The organism is Tateyamaria algicola (assembly GCF_047715485.1).
Classification (GTDB): domain Bacteria; phylum Pseudomonadota; class Alphaproteobacteria; order Rhodobacterales; family Rhodobacteraceae; genus Tateyamaria.
In genome coordinates, this window is sequence record NZ_CP180422.1 from 1,608,699 (window position 1) to 1,624,795 (window position 16,097).

Below are 16,097 nucleotides of genomic sequence, written 5' to 3' on the forward strand. Positions count from 1 at the left end.
TTCAGTCCGCCAGGCTGTCCATCTTGCGCGCCAGTTTGGCGTCCAGCGTGCTCAGCCCGCCCACATCATGGGTTGTCAGCGTCACGTCCACAGTCTTGTAGACGTTGAACCATTCGGGGTGGTGGTCCCATTTCTCGGCCCAGATCGCAACGCGCGTCATCCAGCCGAAAGCCTCGACAAAGTTGGCGAATTGGAAGGACTTGTGGATCGCGTCCCGCCCTTCGGTCATGGCCCATCCGGTTTGGAAAAGCGGTTCCAGCAGGGTGTCCCGTGTCTCGTCGCTCAAGCGTTCAGTCATTCCTGTTCCTCGATCTGGACCCGTTTGAAGGGTCCGTAATCCGTGAGAATTTCAATCTCCTCTTCCACCGCCTCACGTTCGGCTTGGAGGTAGTTGGCGATCGCATCGGCAAAGCCCGCGTCGCCCACCCAGTGCAGGCTGTGGATCTGCGTCGGCAGGTATCCCCGCGCCAGCTTGTGTTCGCCCTGCGCCCCCGCCTCGACCCGGTCCAGCCCTTGGGCGATGGCGATGTCGATGGCCCTGTAATAGCACAGCTCGAAATGCAGGCACGGATGATGCTCGATGCAGCCCCAGTATCGGCCATACAACGCCTGCGCACCCATAAAGTTCAACGCGCCCGCAACATAACGTCCGTCCCGTTCCGCCAGAACGAGGGCCATGTCATCGCGCAGTGTCTCCTGGGCGATGCGAAAGAACTTGCGGGTGAGGTAGGGTGTGCCCCATTTGCGCGCGCCGGTGTCCTGGTAGAACTCCCAGAACGCATCCCAATGCTCGGGCCGCAGATCGTCACCTGTGAACGTGTGGATCGTCCCGCCAAAATCCTGCGCCCGACTGCGTTCCTTGCGGATGTTCTTGCGCTTGCGGCTGCTGAGTGTGGCAAGGAAATCGTCAAAGCTGGCATAACCGTCGTTCAGCCAGTGAAACTGCTGCGTGGTGCGCGGCATCAGGCCCAGCGCCGCGCCCGCTTCGCGTTCGTCTTCGGTGCAAAAGGTCACGTGCAGCGAACTGAGCTTGTTGTTTGCGCCCAGTTGCACCGCACCCTGCACCAATGCGGACAGGCCCGTTTCGGTGAAATCGGGATGGGTCAGGAACCGCCGCCCGGTGGCAGGCGTGTGCGGCACCGCGATTTGCAGCTTGGGGTAATACCGCCCCCCGCCCGCTCGTAGGCGTGGGCCCAGTTGTGATCAAAGATGTATTCGCCCTGGCTGTGCCCCTTGGCGTACATGGGCGCGACCCCGATGGTGGTGCCGTTCAGGGTCGCTTGCAGATATTGCGGCTGCCAGCCCGTGCCCGGCCCGACCGAGTTGCTGTCTTCCAGCGCCTTCAGGAACCGGTAGGTGGTAAAGGGATCGTTGGGCCGCCCGCCTGTTGCCGCTTCGGGGCAGGCACAGGCATCCCACGTCTCGGCGTCGATCTCGCTGAGGCTGGGCAGCACACGGATTTCGATTTCTTGCTCGGACACGCGGCCTTCCCTTGGGTTGCGGTGATGAATGTGTGGCGCGATGGCCCGGCTTCAACCGGGATGGGCGGCCAGATAGCCCTCAAAGGTCACATTCTCGGCAACCTTGCGTGCCTCTGCCTCCGCTTCAGGCGACTTGACCGTCCAGCACAGGATATGCGCGCCCGCCGCCTTGAGGTCCGCCACCCGGGCACGCCCGAGGTCTGCGGCCTCGTGACTGATAAAGGACGCCCCCACCCGGTCATAGTCGGGTATGTCGCGCAGGTGCGCGCAGGTCTGTGCATTCAGCGGCCAGTGGGCGGGGTCATAGGCGCTGGTCACCAGCCCGCGCGGGATGTCGGGGCACAGCTCCGCCATGCGGGCGATGGCATGGGGGTTGAAGGACATGCAGGCAACCGGGCCCTTGTAACTGCTCAGCGCCGCCGCCGTCGCCGCCTCAAGCGGGCCAATGGCCGGGCCCATGCCGCCATCCTGATCCTTGATCTCGATCAGCAGGGGGACTTGCCCGGCGACCAGATCCAGCACCTCATCTAGTGTCGGGATACCTTCATCCCCGCCAAGTAACGGTGTGCGCACAAGTGTCCCCGCGGGGACAGCCCGCACAGGGCCGGTGCCATCGGCCAGCCGGTCCAGCGCATAGTCGTGAAACACCATGGCCTGATCGTCAGCGCTCAGTTGCACATCAATCTCGATCCCGTAGCCATGGGCGATGGCCGCGCGGATCGCAGCGCGGCTGTTTTCCGGGCGCCCGTCCGTCACATCGTGCAGGGCGCGATGGGCCAGCGGGGCCTTCAGGAACACATCAGGCAGGCGCGGGGTCATTTGATCTGAAAGATACCTTCGATCTCGACCGCCACGCCAAGGGGAAGGGCGGCGGCAGACACGGCCGAGCGGCTGTGGCGACCTGCATCGCCCAGCGCTTCGACCAGAAAGTCGGAGGCGCCGTTGATGACCTGCGGCTGGTTGGTGAAATCGGCGGTGGAGTTCACAAAACCGGTCAGCTTTACCACCCGCACGAGGCGGTCGATGTCGCCGCCACAGGCGGCCTTGACTTGAGCCAGAAGGCTGATGGCGCAGGTCTTGGCCGCTGCCGCACCGGCCTCGACCTCCATGTCCTGCCCCAGCTTGCCGGTGATCAGCCCGTCGAGGCCGTTCGAGATCTGGCCAGAGACGTAGACGATGTCGCCCACCTGCACGAAGGGCACGTAGTTGGCCGCAGGCGCGGGGGCATCGGGCAGGGTGACACCCAGTTCGGCAAGACGGGATTCGATGGACATGGCGCTACTCCTGTTCGGCTGGGTTTGCGCGAACGCTAGACCGCCCGCGCGCGCGGCGAAAGGGCCAAGATCAGGATTCGCGGAACGCCCGGTTGAAATAGTCCGCCATGGGTTTGATCAGATATGCCATGGGCGAGCGGTCGGCGGTGCGAATGAACGCCTCGACCGGCATGCCGGGGATCAACACCTGATCGTCAGCCAGCTTGTCCAGCTCACCGGGGTTCAGCACGATCTCTGCCCGGTAATAGCTGGCGCCGAGCGACTCGTCCTCGAACGCATCCGCCGACACAAGCGCCACCTCTCCGATCAGTTCCGGCGTCGTCCGCTGGTCGAGCGCGGAAAAGCGCAGGTTCACCTGCTGGCCCGCCACGATCTGGTCGATGTGGATGGGATCAACGCGCGCCGCGATCACCAGGGGGCGGTCCTGCGGGATCAGGAACAACACAGGATCCGCGCCACGAATGACCGACCGCATGGTCTGAACCCGCATGTTGTAAACAATGCCCGAGACAGGCGCGCGGATTTCCATCCGCTCGATATCCGTCAGCAGGGCCAGACGCTGTTCGATCAACTCCAACTCGCGCGCACGCAGATCGCGCAGACGGCTGATCGCCTCTTCGCGGCGGGTCGAGGTCAGGCGCAGCACCTCGATCTCGATCTCGGTGATGCGCTGTTCGGATTGCGCCTTGGATGCCGCCAACTCGCCCAACTGGCCGTCCAGCGATGCGGACTGGCGCTGCAGGGCAAGCACGCCAGAGGCCTGGGTCAGGCCCCGGTCCAGCAGGCTTTGCTGGGCTTCGAGTTCGGATTCGATCAGCTCGAGCTGACGCGCGAGAGAGCGTTCCTGCGCCTCGATCCCGATGATCTGGTTCTGGGTCTGCCCCGAACGTTTTTCCAGCTGTTCGGTCTGACGGTCGACGGAATCGCGGCGGGCGTAGAACAGGTTGCGCTGCCCCTCGACCAGTTCCATGATTTCCGGGCGGTCCTGCGCGATCAGCAGCAGTTCTTCTTCGAAGGTGATGGTGTCGTTTTCATCCCGCTCGGCCTCAAGTCGACCACGGCGGGCCATGAATTCATAAAGCTGACTTTCGACAATGGCGAGGCTGGATTCCATCTGCTGGACGTCCAGTTGCAACAGCAGATCACCGGCGAGTACGGAATCCCCTTCCTTGACCGCGATGTCGGTTACGACGCCACCCGTCGGGTGCTGGACAATCTGGCGGTTCTGATCCACCTCGATCCGCCCGGATGCGATGATCGCGCCTGCGATCTCCGAGTAGACCGCCCAGGCAAGGAACCCGCCCAGAAGGCCGAACAGGCCGAAGAAGCCAAAGATTACCGGCTTGGTTGCCGACCAACGCTTGTCGCTCATGTCACACCTCCTGCGCCTGCGGGCGCGTTCTGGATTTGCTCGTGGTTCTTGACCATGGATTTCATCACCTCGTCCTTCGGTCCAAAGGCGGTGCGCACACCGCCATCCACGACCAAAAGCAGGTCACATTCCTGAATGGCCGCCGGTCGGTGCGCCATGATGATGACGGACCGCCCCTCGGCCTTGGCCGCACGGATGGCCTGGTTGAGGGCCATGTTCCCCTCGTTGTCGAGGTTCGAGTTGGGTTCGTCGAGCACCAGAATGACCGGATCGTCATAAAGCGCGCGGGCCAGGCCGATCCGCTGGATCTGTCCGCCCGACAGGCGCTGCTGGCCCGAATTGATCCGCGTGTCATACCCTTCGGGCAGTTCGAGGATCATCTTGTGGGCATCGGCCTTTTGCGCGGCAGCCACGACCTTTTTGGCGTCGGGCTGGGCCGACAGGCGGGCGATGTTTTCGGCGATGGTGCCATCAAACAATTGCACGCGCTGCGGCAGATAGCCGATGTGCTGGCCCAGAACGTCGGGCGCATATTGGTCAAGGGCCGCCGCATCAAGCCGGATGGAGCCGCCCGCAGGACGCCACACGCCCGTCAGACAGCGGGCCAGCGTCGACTTGCCCGCCCCCGAGGGCCCGATGACCCCCATGGCGTGACCGGGTGGCAGTTCAAAGCTGAGACCGCGCAGCGCCGCCGTCTTGTCGCCCGGCGGCACCACGGTCAGCGATTTTGCGATCAGTTGCGCCTTGGGCTTGGGCAGGGCCGTGCGTTCAGGTTCGGGCGGGACCGCGCCCAGCAGTTCGGACAGTGCGCCCCAGCCCTTGCTGGCGCGCTGTACGGTGGGCCACTGGGTCAGCATCAGTTCAATCGGGGCGAGGGCGCGACCCAAAAGGATGGACCCCGCGATCATCGCACCCGCCGTCATCTCGTTTTGCAGCACCATGTAGGCGCCAAGGCCCAGCATCGCGCTTTGCAGAAACAGGCGCAGAGTTTTGGTGAGCGACGAGAAACCGCCCCCCACATCCGTCGCCTTGATCTGTTCCTCGAGCGCGGAGCCGCGCGCGGTTTGCCACCTGTCAAAGGCGGCACCACGCATGCCCATGGCCTGCACCATCTCGGCCTCGATCCGCAACTGGTCGGACATGCCCGCCGCCACCTGGCCAGCGCGCCCGGCCCGCAATTGCGGCTGGCGCGACAACAGCTGGTTGGCCAGCGCGATCAGGATCAACACGGCGCCACCGCCCACAGCCAGCCAGCCCAGCATCGGGTGGAAGATAAAGATCCCGGCGATAAAGATCGGAGTCCAGGGCAGGTCGAAAAAGGCCATCAGAACGGGCGATGTCATGAACCGCTGCACCGATTCCAGATCGGCAAGGCCCGACTGCGTGCGCAAATCGGGGGCAACGGCGGATTTGCGCACAACCGCGTCAAAGACCCGCCGATCCATGGCCGATTGGAACCGCGCCCCGACGCGCGCCATGATGCGGCCGCGTGTGAAATCGAGAATGCCCATGACACCGTAAAGGAACACGACCAGCAGGGAGAGCGCGATCAGCGTCTCTTCGCTGCGGCTGCCCAGAACCCGGTCGTAGACCTGCAACATGTACATCGGTCCGGTCAACATCAATAGGTTTGCAAACAGGCTGAACAGGCCGACTGTCCAGTAGAGCCCACGGCTTTGGGCGCGCGCGGCGCGCAGCTCGGCCAACCCAACTTTTGTAATATCGTTTTGCATCGGCACCTTTTCGCTTGCTCGCTCGAGCTTATCTGGGTTTCTCGCAGCTATGGCGTACTTTGCGTGTCACGCAAGTGCCACATGCCGCCAATTGAATTACTTAGACTATGGGCATTTTGAACTTACACATTAGGTACTTGATACGTATACTGACCGGAGAATTCTATTGTCACTTTCTGCCCGCTTGCAACGTGCTGCATTTTTGTTGTGTGCCGTGCTTACCGTGTCGGCTTGTGCCGGCGGCAACACGAGCGGGCTGACACCGGATGGTGTGAACGACCCCTATGAAAAACAGAACCGCAAGGTGCACGCGTTCAACCGTGGCCTTGACCGCGCCGTCGTGCGCCCGGCGGCCATCGGCTACACCACCATCCTGCCGGACGAGATCGAAACCAGCATCGGGCATTTTGCCAGCAACCTTGGCGAACCCTCTGTTGCGGTGAACAGCGTCTTGCAGGGCGATTTGCGTGGGGCGGGCATTTCCACCGTGCGCTTTCTGACCAACTCGGTTCTGGGCCTGTTTGGCCTGTTCGATGCGGCATCGGACTTTGGCATCCCGGATCATGACACGGATTTCGGCGAGACGCTGTATGTCTGGGGTGTGGGCGAAGGCGCCTACCTCGAATTGCCCGTGCTTGGCCCCTCGACCCAGCGCAACACCGCCGGGAAGGTGGTCGATCTGTTCACGAACCCGCTGAGCTACACGCTCGACAGCCCGGAATCCTACTATGGCACCGTGGCTGGCGTTGCCTCTGGCTTGGGGACGCGGGGACGCTTTTCTGATACGGTGGACTCAATTCTCTATGAAAGCGCCGACAGCTATGCGCAGGCGCGGCTTATCTACCTGCAGAACCGCAGGTTTGAACTTGGATATGGCGAGGCAGAGGCGGAAATCGATCCCTTTGCGCTCGATACGGAGGGTTTTTGATCATGCAACGTCGTCACTTTCTTGCGGCTGCCGGTGCGGCGGCGCTTATGCCTGCATTGCCGGCCTTTGCCCTGACTGAGTCTTCGGCAGAGCGGCTGGTGAGCGCCCTTGTCGGCGACATCAACTCAGTCATTGCCTCGGGCAAGGGCGAGAACGCGATGTTCCGCGATTTCGAGCGTATCTTTGCGCGCTACAGCGACACGTCCTACATCGCGGCCTACACGATGGGTGTGGATGGCCGCCGTGCATCGGGGGCGCAAAAGCGTGCGTTCAGCGACGCGTTCCAGGGCTACATCTCGCGCAAATACGGCAAGCGGTTCCGCGAATTCATCGGCGGCCGTCTTGAGGTCAAGCGCGTGCGGCAGGTCAAGAACTGGTACGAGGTCGAAACCACGGCGTTCCTGCGCAACGAGGCCCCGTTCACCGTCACTTTCCATGTGTCGGACCGGTCGGGCAAGGACCTGTTTTTCAACATGTTCATCGAAGGTGTGAACCTGCTGTTGACCGAGCGCACCGAGGTCGGTGCCCTGATTGACCGCAATGGTGGCAACATCGACGCGATGATTTCCGACCTCAAGAAAGCCGGGTAACACCGGCTAGCGGTCTGACTCGGGCGGCTTTTGGCGGGTCGATGGCTGGCCGCCGCCCAGGATGTCCTTGATCAGCATTTCGATCAGACCCTCGGTCGTGCGGGGCACGTCGCGCTGGCGTTGTTGCGGCTGTGGCGCGGGCTGCGGTTGCGGCGCTGCCGGGGCCACCATCGGCAAGGGCCGCGCGGGCACGCCCTCGTGCACACGCACCATCGTTTCGCGCCAAATTTCCGCAGGAAGCCCACCGCCGGTGACACCTGTCAGCGGTGTGTTATCGTCATAGCCCATCCAGACACCGGCCACATAATCGGCCGTGAACCCGATGAACCACGCATCGCGCGCCGCCTGGGTCGTGCCCGTCTTGCCCGCGATTTCGCGCCCGCCGAACTGCGCGCGCTGACCGGTGCCCTGGCTCACGACTTTCTCCATCATCCAGATCAACTGCGCCGCCGCACCGTCCTGGATCACCCGCTCGCGGATACCGCCCCCGGTGCCCATCAGCGGCTCCTGATCGCCCTGCAACCGCAGGTCTATCAGCCCGTAGGGCGTAACAGAGGAGCCGCCGTTGAGGATGCCCGCATAGGCGCCGGTCATTTCCAGCAGCGTGCTTTCGGACGCCCCGAGCGCAAGGGCCGGACCGGCGGCGAGATCGCTGTCGATGCCAAAGTCGCTGGCCACGCGGCGCACCAGATCGCGCCCCACGCTTTCGGACACTTTCACCGCCGGGATGTTCAGCGATTGCGCCAGCGCCTCGGTCAACGTCACCCGGCCGCGGTACTTGTTGTCGTAGTTGCGCGGTGACCATGGGCCGGACCCGGGGATGTCGATGGTCATCGGCGCGTCGTCGACCGAGTCATAGGGCGAATAGCCGAGTTCGAGCGCGGCAGCATAGGCGAAGGGTTTGAAGGCCGACCCGGTTTGCCGTTCGGCCTGAATGGCGCGGTTGAACACGCCGGAGACACGGGTTTCCCGCCCGCCGACCATGGCGCGGACGGCACCATCGGCCCCCATCACCACAATGGCGGCCTGCGCCTTGGACCCTTCGCGCACCTTGTTTTCAAACACGAATTGCAACGCTTCTTCGGCGGCGCGTTGCAGGCGTTGATCAAGCGTGGTGCGAATGATGACGTCTTCGGTCGTGTTGCGGGTAAAGAATTCGGGGCCCGTCGACATGACCCAATCGGCAAAGTAGCCCCCCGCCTTGCGCCGGGCTGCGGGCGACAGCGTGGCCGGGTTCTGCTGCCACTTGGCGACCTCTGCGTTGCTGAGATACCCCTGTTCGCCCATCAGGCGCAGCACGGTGGCGGCCCGGTCTTGGGAGCGTTGCAGATCAGAGGTGGGAGCCATGCGCGACGGGGCCGTCAGAAGGCCCGCGATCATCGCGCCCTCGGACGGGTTCAGCTCGGTCGCGGATTTGCCGAAATAACGCTGTGCCGCCGCCTCGGCCCCGTAGGCACCGCCGCCCATATAGGCGCGGTTCATGTAGATCGACAGGATCTCGTCCTTGGAATACTTGGTCTCCATCGCGAGGGCATAGATCGCCTCTTTGGCCTTGCGCTGGAGCGAGCCACGGCGGCAGTCGGCCACATAGGCGGCTTCGGATTCCCATTCATTCGGGTCATAGATAACGCCCAGGCACAGCAGTTTGGCCGTTTGCTGCGTGATGGTTGATCCACCATGGCCCTGCAACGCACCGCGCCCTTCGGTCAGGTTGATCCGCACGGCGCTGGCGATGCCCCGCGGGCTGACGCCGAAATGGCGGTAGAACCGCTTGTCCTCGGTCGCAACGACCGCGTTCTTGAGGGCAGGAGACACGGTTTGCGCGGTTACCACGCCCCCGAATTGATCGCCGCGCCAGGCAAACACCTTGCCCTCTTGATCAAGCAGGGTGACAGAGCCGCGCGCACGCCCGTCCAGCAATGTTTCCAGGTCGGGCAACGTGGTCCAGGTGTATCCGACGGCCAGAGCCAGCACGAGGCAGGCCACGGCGGTCACACGCCACGTGATTGTCCACACCAGCCGCAAGACCCAGCGCAAGGCGCGGGTCAGAATATTGCCTTTGGCCTTGGGTTTGGCCCGTTTGCGACGCACCGGCTTTGCCTTTTTCGGCGCCGCCTTGGTCGGCTTTTTCGGATAGCGTCGGTCCGCCACCAAAGGCCGTTTGCCTTTTCTTGAATCACTCATTTACGACCCCTGCCCGGCCTTTTGTTTGAGGCTATCATATCGGCTTTGACTGGGTTTGCCATGTGTTGAGAGACCGCACGCACGATTCATATTTGATTAATTTTTAGACAGACTGGGCAAATTGCGCATTTTTTATGCACAGGCCAGCATCCCAAGTCGGTGAATCCAACACCCATTCTTTGCCCCACCGGCACGATACTTTCTGTTGCCCGTCATATCGCAGGGCGACCTGCCAAACGAAGGGGACATGTGGTGAAACTCATCATTGCAACGATCAAGCCGTTCAAGCTGGAGGAGGTGCGCGAAGCGCTGACCGAAGCCGGTGTGCGCGGTATGATGGTCACGGAAATCAAGGGCTTCGGCTCTCAATCCGGGCACACGGAAATCTATCGCGGCGCGGAATACGCGGTGAATTTCGTGCCCAAGGTCAAAATCGAGATCGTGGTCGCCGAAGGCATGGCCGACCAGATCGTGCAGACCATCACCAAAACCGCCCAGACGGGCAAGATCGGCGACGGCAAGATTTTTGTCCTCGACGTCGAACAGGCCGTGCGCGTGCGCACCGGCGAAACCAACGAAGACGCCATCTAAGCGCACCAACATAGGGAAAACACGGACAATGAAACTCAAGAACTCTCTGCTCGTTGGCGCGGCTCTGACCGTCTTGCCGACGTTTGCACTGGCGCAGGATGCTGCGCCGGGCTTCGATGAAATCGGGCCCTATATCATGACCACCCTGCTGTTCTGTATGGCTGGGTTTCTCGTCTTTTTCATGGCCGCAGGCTTTGCGATGCTCGAGGGCGGCCTTGTGCGGTCCAAGAACGTCACGATGCAGATGACCAAGAACATCGCGCTCTTCTCGATCGCGGCGATCATGTACTGGCTGATCGGCTTCAACCTGATGTATCCGGGCGATTTCAACGGCTATGTCGGCGGCTTCTTCAACGTCACCGTTCTGGATCCCGTCGGTGTTGCCGCCGCGGACGCAGCGCTTGATTACGCGTCGGTCGGCTCGGACTTCTTCTTCCAGCTGGTGTTTGTCGCCGCCACCGCGTCCATCGTGTCCGGTGCTGTCGCAGAGCGCATCAAACTGTGGCCCTTCCTGATATTCGTCGTTGTCCTGACCGGTGTTATGTACCCGATTTCAGGGTCTTGGCAGTGGGGCGGCGGCTGGCTGTCCGAAGCCGGCTTCTCCGACTTTGCCGGTTCGACAGTCGTGCACTCCGTGGGTGGCTGGGCCGCTCTGGCCGGTGTCATCGTGCTGGGCCCGCGTCTGGGCAAGTATAAGGACGGCAACGTCAACCCGATGCCCGGTTCGAACCTGGCCCTCGCCACACTGGGGACATTCATCCTGTGGCTGGGTTGGTTCGGCTTTAACGGTGGTTCGCAGCTGGCGATGGGCACCGTGGGTGACGTTTCCGACGTGAGCCGCATCTTTGCCAACACCAACATGGCGGCGGCAGCCGGTGCTGTGACAGCGCTGATCCTGACGCAGATCATGTACAAGAAGCCTGACCTGACCATGGTGCTGAACGGCGCGCTGGCGGGCCTCGTGTCGATCACGGCCGAACCCCTTGCCCCCTCGCTGTTCGGTGCACTGTGGATCGGTGCCGTGGGCGGTATCATCGTGGTCCTGACCGTGCCGATGCTGGACAAGTTCAAGCTGGACGACGTTGTCGGCGCCATCCCGGTTCACCTGTTTGCAGGCATCTGGGGCACCATCGCGGTGGCTATCCACACACGCACTGAGATCAGTGAAGGCGTTGACCGTACGTTTGGTCAGCAACTCGGCGTACAGTTCACAGGTATCATCGCCTACGGTGTGTTCACCTTTGTCGCCTCGCTGATCGTGTGGTTCATCCTCAAGGCTGTCATGGGCATCCGTGTCAGCGAAGAGGACGAGATCAACGGCCTCGATATGTCCGAACTGGGCATGGAAGCCTATCCGGAATTCTCGAAAGGCTGAGCATCTCCTTCCTCTCAGTTAGAGAACCGACTGACCGGGCGTTCGCGCCCGGTCTTTTTGTTTTGTGAACCTGGCGTGCGCTGCGTTTACCGGTGCTCCGCAACACCCGGATGCAGCGCCCTTGCCCCACCCAAATGTGCAGATAAGCATCGAAACTGTACGTTTTCCGGCACCCGATTCAGCCCAAAGCCGAGCCCGTTTTGAAAGATTGCGCAGATTTCCCCGCAAACTGTACGTTTTGCATCCGAGCCCTGCGAGGTCAGATTAACGGCGTGCAAAAAGCCTGAATTTTCAGCGTGCTTTACCATTTGGCAAGGGACAGAGCCGGAACACCGCCCCCCTACGTCTATATGTCGTCAGATACGTTTGATGTTCACGCCGCAAACGGACCTGGGATGGAAAACGGGATATCTGGGCAGGTCGCGGCGAATGGCGGGTTTGAGCCCATACCTACCAAGTTGCTGCGAGATAGCGAAGGTCCGCTACCGCCGCCTTGCCAATTCTCGATAAAGCGCGGGCGGCGAAACACCGATCTGATCTGCGATTGTGATCCATTCCCCTTTTTTCGGTTCCCCATACAACTCAAGCCATGCGTCGAGCCGATCAGACACCCGACGTAGCCGCAGTATCTCAATTCGCGCCCTTTGCGCCTGAACGGTTTTGGCATGAGTTTCGATCAGGCTGATGGCCGCGTTAGATCGTTGTCTGAGGGCTTGGGCGAATGCGGGTCGCGACAAGAAAGCGACAAAAGCGTTGGAACGCGCGACGGCGTCGCAATGGTAGTGTTCTGCGAACAAAGATGCCTCGGCCAGCGCCGTGCCCGAGGTCGCAACATGCAGGGCCAGATACCCGCCATCTGCAAGCGAACGCTCCATTGCCACTTCACCTGATCTGACCAAGAACATCGATTGCACGGGGTCGTCGCGCCGAAACAGAATATCTCCCTTCGCCAGTTCACAAATAGGGGCATCCTCGAAAATCTGTATCCACTCCGACATGATAGAAATCATACAGTGGAATATCGTTGCTTGATAGGTTCCCGATACAAAAGGGGAGATAACATGCGACTTGGTATCGGTATCGCTGTTCTTGTGCTGGTCGGTGCAGGAGCTAACGCGATTGCTCAAACGGATCATTCTAGGCACGGTGATGGAATGGATCACAATATGCATAATCAAACGAACAACATGGCTGTGACGGCGCTGGTTGAGCCGGGGCAAGGTGCGTTCGCCGCGCTTGCCGAGGTGGTGCGCGTGCTGGAGACGGACCCGAACACGGATTGGTCAAGTGTCGATCTGGCTGGCCTCAGAGCGCATCTGGTCGATATGGACAGGTTGGTAACGTCTGCTGTCATAACACAAGATGTCTTGCCGACTGGTATAGTGGCCATGGCTACTGGTGATGCGGTGACGGTCGCGGCGCTGCAAAGGATGGTTCCCGCCCACGCCGCTCAACTCGCGCAAGATGACCGCTGGCAGGTCGTGGCGTCCAATACAGACGAGGGCGTGACCCTACATGTGACCAGTGACGACCCAGCAGTTGCTCGGCGCATCCGTGGTCTTGGCTTCTTCGGGCTGATGGCGAGCCAGGATCACCATCGCGAACATCATCTTATGATGGCGCTTGGAAAGGATGCCCATGCGCATTGAGGCCTCACACTAGCGGACATTGGCGCAGGCGCAGCGAATTGGTGCTTTGTCCACCTCACTAGCGATGATCCACGCAGACGCGCGGGTCTGAGCCGGGTCAGCAATCCGCGATCTTTGGGTCAGCGCGTCGGTGACATCTGTTCAATTCTCATCGGCAATCCATGATGTCAGAGCGCCGAGTGTAGGGTGGGCAATACTGCCCACCGATGATCAGACCCCGGCGGCCACGATTGCATCCGCAAGCACCGGCACCGTTTGTGCGTTGAGGCCTGCGATGTTCATGCGGCTGTCGCCCACCATGTAGATGCCGTGATCGTCCCGCATTTTCTTGACCAGTTCGGGCGTGGTGCCGAGCCGGGAGAACATGCCGCGATGTTCGGCGAGAAAGCCGAAGCGGTTGGAGCCCGAGCGCGCCTGCAATTCCTGTGCGAGTTGTTCGCGTAAGGACAGCATGGACAGCCGCACCTCTTCCAGTTCGGCCTGCCAGTCGGTGCGCAGGGCGTCGTCGTTCAGGATCATCGTGACCAGCCGTGCGCCGTGATCAGGCGGGAAGGAAAAGTTCTGCCGGTTGAGGAAGGCGAGCGTGCCCTGGGCGATGCCTTTGTCGGTGCCGTTGGCCACCATCATCAGGATGCCGGTGCGTTCGCGGTAGATGCCGAAGTTTTTCGAGCAGGAGGCCGCGATCAGGCATTCGGGCATGGCGGATGCTACCGCGCGTGTGCCTGCGGCGTCCGCTTCCAGCCCGTCGCCAAAGCCCTGATAGGCGATATCGATCATCGGGGTCGCGCCGGTGTCTTGCAGCACTTTGATGACCTCGTGCCATTGCGGCAGGGTCAGGTTGGCGCCGGTGGGGTTGTGGCAGCAGCCATGCAGCAGAACCACGTCGCCCTTTTGCGCGGTCTTGAGGTCCGTGATCATGCCGTCGAAATCGACGCCGCGCGTGTCGTCATCGAAATAGCGGTAGAGCACTTTTTCCATGCCCAGGTAGTCGAGGATCGACAGGTGGTTGGGCCATGTCGGGTTGGACACGAATACCCGCGCGTTCGGGTTGGACAGCCGGATCAGCTCGAACGCCTGGCGCACGGCACCGGTGCCGCCCGGTGTGGCTGCCGCCGCGACCTTGTCACGCGCCACCGCATCGCCCAGCACCAGTTTGATCATCGCGTCGGAAAATCCGGGATCACCCGCCAGTCCCACATAGGTCTTGGTCGTTTCGGCCTGCCAGAGCTGCTGTTCCGCCGCCTTGATCGCGCGCATCACGGGCGTGTTGCCCGTTGCGTCCTTGTAGACGCCGACGCCGAGGTCGACCTTTTGGTCGCGCGGGTCGTCGCGGAACATCTGCACCAGTTGCAGGATGGCATCGGGTCTTTGAGCTTGGAGGGTTTCGAACATCAGGCGTCTCCTGTGGCGATGGGCACGGTGGGGAACATCCCCCATTCCACCCAGCTTCCGTCGTAAAGGGACCAGCTGTCGTGGCCCATGCGGTCGAGCGCGAGGGCGAGGACGGCGGCGGTTACGCCGGATCCGCAGCTGGTGATGATGGGTTTGGCGAGGTCAACGCCCGCGGCCTCGAAGATGGCCTTGGTCTCGGCGGGCGATTTCATGGTCTGGTCGTCGTTCAGCAGGGTGCCAAAGGGCACGTTGCGCGCCCCCGGGATGTGACCGGCGCGCAGCCCTTCGCGCGGTTCGGGCGCATCGCCACGGAACCGGGCAGCGGCGCGGGCATCCACGATCTGGGTTTGCCCGAGTTTGGAGGCCTGGCTGACTTGGGTCACGTCCCGCACGAGGTGATTTTGGAAGCGCACTGTCAAGTGACGATCCTTGATCACGGGCGCGAGGTCTTCGACTGGGCGGGATTCGGCCTGCCATTTGAGGAAACCGCCATCCAGCACGGCAACATCACGGTGCCCCATCAGACGAAACAGCCACCACACGCGCGCGGCACTGAACAGGCCCGCGCCGTCATAGACCACGATCTGGTGCCCGTCGCCCACGCCCATCGCGCGCATCCGCGACATGAACTTTTCCACCGGGGGCGCCATATGGGGCAAGTCCGAGCGGGCATCGCTGATCTCGTCGATGTCAAAGAAGCGCGCGCCGGGGATGTGGGCCGCGTCATATTCCGCGCGCCCGTTCCGGCCCGCGTCGGGCAGATACCAGGACGCATCCAGCACCCGCAGGTCGGGATCCTTGAGATGCGTGGCAAGCCAGTCGGTGGACACAAGCGTTTTGGGATCGTCAGACATGGGGTGCACTCCCTCCGGGCGGCGACAAAAACGCCTTTGACTAACGCCGGAGGGCCGGTGTTGGCAAGGGTGTCCATGTGCTGGCGTAGGGCGCGGTCAGCCTTGTTTGAGCAGCCGCTGTTTCTGGCGACCCCAGTCGCGTTTGGCGGATGTGTCGCGCTTGTCGTGCAGCTTTTTGCCCTTGGCGATGCCCAGCTTGAGCTTGGCCATCCCCTTGTGGTTGAAATAGAGCACGATGGGCACAAGCGTCATGCCCTTGCGCTGCGTCTCGTTCCAGAGGTTGGACAGCTGTTTGCGACTGACCAGCAGCTTGCGCTTGCGCCGTTCCTCATGCTTGAACGATTTGGCCTGATCGTAGGGCGCGATGTAGGAGTTCACGAGCCACAACTCGCCATCCTCGACCGCCGCATAGCTTTCGGCGATGTTTGCCCCGCCCGCGCGCAGCGCCTTGACCTCGGACCCTTCGAGCATGATGCCGCATTCGAGGTCATCCTCGATCGCATAGTCAAACCGCGCCCGCCGATTTTCGGCAGCGATCTTGTAGTTGGGATCTGATTTACCTTGGGCCATGGGATGGGGATGTAGGCGGTGGCGCGGGCCCGTGCAAGGGGCGGCAATTTTCATAGAATTGCCAATGTTGTGGTTCAGACTGGGCCGAACGCGACTCGAGGGGA

15 protein-coding genes and 1 pseudogene are annotated in these 16,097 nt (G+C 62.0%); 5 read left to right on the forward strand and 11 right to left on the reverse strand.

Annotation, left to right across the window (positions count from 1 at the left end; translation table 11 throughout):
- Window position 1: 1 nt before the first annotated feature.
- The 6 genes and pseudogenes from ACMHLQ_RS10325 to ACMHLQ_RS10350 form a co-directional block, all read right to left on the reverse strand.
- Window positions 2-298: a 4a-hydroxytetrahydrobiopterin dehydratase gene (locus ACMHLQ_RS10325; protein WP_415404695.1), complete on the reverse strand. Its 297-nt coding sequence runs from the start codon at window positions 296-298 to the stop codon at window positions 2-4.
- Window positions 295-1,481, reverse strand: a pseudogene (locus ACMHLQ_RS10330) (GNAT family N-acetyltransferase). The gene ACMHLQ_RS10325 and the pseudogene ACMHLQ_RS10330 overlap by 4 nt, the downstream one beginning before the upstream one ends.
- Before the next feature lie 51 nt (window positions 1,482-1,532).
- Window positions 1,533-2,300, reverse strand: coding sequence for a glycerophosphodiester phosphodiesterase family protein (locus tag ACMHLQ_RS10335; protein ID WP_415404696.1), 768 nt, complete (start codon window positions 2,298-2,300; stop codon window positions 1,533-1,535).
- Complete coding sequence (locus ACMHLQ_RS10340; RefSeq protein WP_415404697.1) at window positions 2,297-2,755, reverse strand: RidA family protein; 459 nt, start codon at window positions 2,753-2,755, stop codon at window positions 2,297-2,299. Before ACMHLQ_RS10340 ends, ACMHLQ_RS10335 begins: the two co-directional genes overlap by 4 nt.
- 70 nt (window positions 2,756-2,825) lie before the next feature.
- Complete coding sequence (locus ACMHLQ_RS10345; RefSeq protein ID WP_415404698.1) at window positions 2,826-4,127, reverse strand: HlyD family type I secretion periplasmic adaptor subunit; 1,302 nt, start codon at window positions 4,125-4,127, stop codon at window positions 2,826-2,828.
- Entirely contained in the window at window positions 4,124-5,860 is a 1,737-nt protein-coding gene (locus ACMHLQ_RS10350; protein WP_415404699.1) for a type I secretion system permease/ATPase, read from the reverse strand. Before ACMHLQ_RS10350 ends, ACMHLQ_RS10345 begins: the two co-directional genes overlap by 4 nt.
- A gap of 214 nt (window positions 5,861-6,074) precedes the next feature.
- Here ACMHLQ_RS10350 and ACMHLQ_RS10355 point away from each other — a divergent pair, with 214 nt between their 5' ends.
- Window positions 6,075-6,788, forward strand: coding sequence for a VacJ family lipoprotein (locus tag ACMHLQ_RS10355; protein ID WP_415405266.1), 714 nt, complete (start codon window positions 6,075-6,077; stop codon window positions 6,786-6,788).
- 2 nt (window positions 6,789-6,790) lie between these two features.
- Window positions 6,791-7,378 (forward strand): MlaC/ttg2D family ABC transporter substrate-binding protein, encoded by a 588-nt coding sequence (locus ACMHLQ_RS10360; protein WP_415404700.1) that lies wholly within the window; start codon window positions 6,791-6,793, stop codon window positions 7,376-7,378.
- Between the two features lie 6 nt (window positions 7,379-7,384).
- Here the strand turns inward: ACMHLQ_RS10360 and ACMHLQ_RS10365 are convergent, their stop codons facing one another.
- Window positions 7,385-9,562: a transglycosylase domain-containing protein gene (locus ACMHLQ_RS10365; protein ID WP_415404701.1), complete on the reverse strand. Its 2,178-nt coding sequence runs from the start codon at window positions 9,560-9,562 to the stop codon at window positions 7,385-7,387.
- A gap of 252 nt (window positions 9,563-9,814) precedes the next feature.
- Between ACMHLQ_RS10365 and ACMHLQ_RS10370 the strand changes: the two genes are divergently transcribed.
- Both ACMHLQ_RS10370 and ACMHLQ_RS10375 read left to right on the forward strand, forming a co-directional pair.
- A complete protein-coding gene (locus tag ACMHLQ_RS10370; protein ID WP_415404702.1) occupies window positions 9,815-10,153 on the forward strand; it encodes a P-II family nitrogen regulator in 339 nt (112 codons plus the stop codon).
- Window positions 10,154-10,181: 28 nt separating this feature from the next.
- Window positions 10,182-11,528, forward strand: a complete 1,347-nt coding sequence (locus ACMHLQ_RS10375; RefSeq protein WP_415404703.1) for an ammonium transporter — start codon at window positions 10,182-10,184, stop codon at window positions 11,526-11,528.
- Between the two features lie 482 nt (window positions 11,529-12,010).
- On the opposite strand, the gene ACMHLQ_RS10380 is transcribed toward ACMHLQ_RS10375, so the two are convergent.
- Window positions 12,011-12,664, reverse strand: coding sequence for a Crp/Fnr family transcriptional regulator (locus tag ACMHLQ_RS10380; RefSeq protein ID WP_415404704.1), 654 nt, complete (start codon window positions 12,662-12,664; stop codon window positions 12,011-12,013).
- Window positions 12,665-12,682: 18 nt separating this feature from the next.
- On the opposite strand from ACMHLQ_RS10380, the gene ACMHLQ_RS10385 reads away from it, so the two are divergent.
- On the forward strand, window positions 12,683-13,177 hold the full coding sequence (locus tag ACMHLQ_RS10385; RefSeq protein WP_415404705.1) for a hypothetical protein: 495 nt from the start codon (window positions 12,683-12,685) through the stop codon (window positions 13,175-13,177).
- 210 nt (window positions 13,178-13,387) lie between these two features.
- On the opposite strand, the gene ACMHLQ_RS10390 is transcribed toward ACMHLQ_RS10385, so the two are convergent.
- From ACMHLQ_RS10390 to smpB, 3 genes are all read right to left on the reverse strand, one after another.
- Window positions 13,388-14,569 (reverse strand): aromatic amino acid transaminase, encoded by a 1,182-nt coding sequence (locus ACMHLQ_RS10390; protein WP_415404706.1) that lies wholly within the window; start codon window positions 14,567-14,569, stop codon window positions 13,388-13,390.
- Window positions 14,569-15,423, reverse strand: coding sequence for a 3-mercaptopyruvate sulfurtransferase (sseA, locus tag ACMHLQ_RS10395; protein WP_415404707.1), 855 nt, complete (start codon window positions 15,421-15,423; stop codon window positions 14,569-14,571). The genes ACMHLQ_RS10390 and sseA overlap by 1 nt, the downstream gene beginning before the upstream one ends.
- Window positions 15,424-15,519: 96 nt before the next feature.
- Window positions 15,520-15,993 carry an SsrA-binding protein SmpB gene (gene smpB / locus ACMHLQ_RS10400; protein WP_415405267.1) on the reverse strand — a complete coding sequence of 158 codons (474 nt, stop codon included), beginning with the start codon at window positions 15,991-15,993 and terminating at the stop codon, window positions 15,520-15,522.
- Window positions 15,994-16,097: the final 104 nt, after the last annotated feature.

Excerpts from the sequence above, each read along its gene's own strand:
- ACMHLQ_RS10325 (WP_415404695.1), bottom strand. The coding sequence starts at position 298 with ATGACTGAACGCTTGAGCGACGAGACACGGGACACCCTGCTGGAACCG.
- ACMHLQ_RS10335 (WP_415404696.1), bottom strand. The coding sequence starts at position 2,300 with ATGACCCCGCGCCTGCCTGATGTGTTCCTGAAGGCCCCGCTGGCCCAT.
- ACMHLQ_RS10340 (WP_415404697.1), bottom strand. The coding sequence starts at position 2,755 with ATGTCCATCGAATCCCGTCTTGCCGAACTGGGTGTCACCCTGCCCGAT.
- ACMHLQ_RS10345 (WP_415404698.1), bottom strand. The coding sequence starts at position 4,127 with ATGAGCGACAAGCGTTGGTCGGCAACCAAGCCGGTAATCTTTGGCTTC.
- ACMHLQ_RS10350 (WP_415404699.1), bottom strand. The coding sequence starts at position 5,860 with ATGCAAAACGATATTACAAAAGTTGGGTTGGCCGAGCTGCGCGCCGCG.
- ACMHLQ_RS10360 (WP_415404700.1), top strand. The coding sequence starts at position 6,791 with ATGCAACGTCGTCACTTTCTTGCGGCTGCCGGTGCGGCGGCGCTTATG.
- ACMHLQ_RS10365 (WP_415404701.1), bottom strand. The coding sequence starts at position 9,562 with ATGAGTGATTCAAGAAAAGGCAAACGGCCTTTGGTGGCGGACCGACGC.
- ACMHLQ_RS10375 (WP_415404703.1), top strand. The coding sequence starts at position 10,182 with ATGAAACTCAAGAACTCTCTGCTCGTTGGCGCGGCTCTGACCGTCTTG.
- ACMHLQ_RS10380 (WP_415404704.1), bottom strand. The coding sequence starts at position 12,664 with ATGATCCGTTTGAGCAATCGCGTTAGCTCCTGCACCGACCAGCACAAG.
- ACMHLQ_RS10385 (WP_415404705.1), top strand. The coding sequence starts at position 12,683 with ATGGATCACAATATGCATAATCAAACGAACAACATGGCTGTGACGGCG.
- ACMHLQ_RS10390 (WP_415404706.1), bottom strand. The coding sequence starts at position 14,569 with ATGTTCGAAACCCTCCAAGCTCAAAGACCCGATGCCATCCTGCAACTG.
- sseA (WP_415404707.1), bottom strand. The coding sequence starts at position 15,423 with ATGTCTGACGATCCCAAAACGCTTGTGTCCACCGACTGGCTTGCCACG.
- smpB (WP_415405267.1), bottom strand. The coding sequence starts at position 15,993 with ATGGCCCAAGGTAAATCAGATCCCAACTACAAGATCGCTGCCGAAAAT.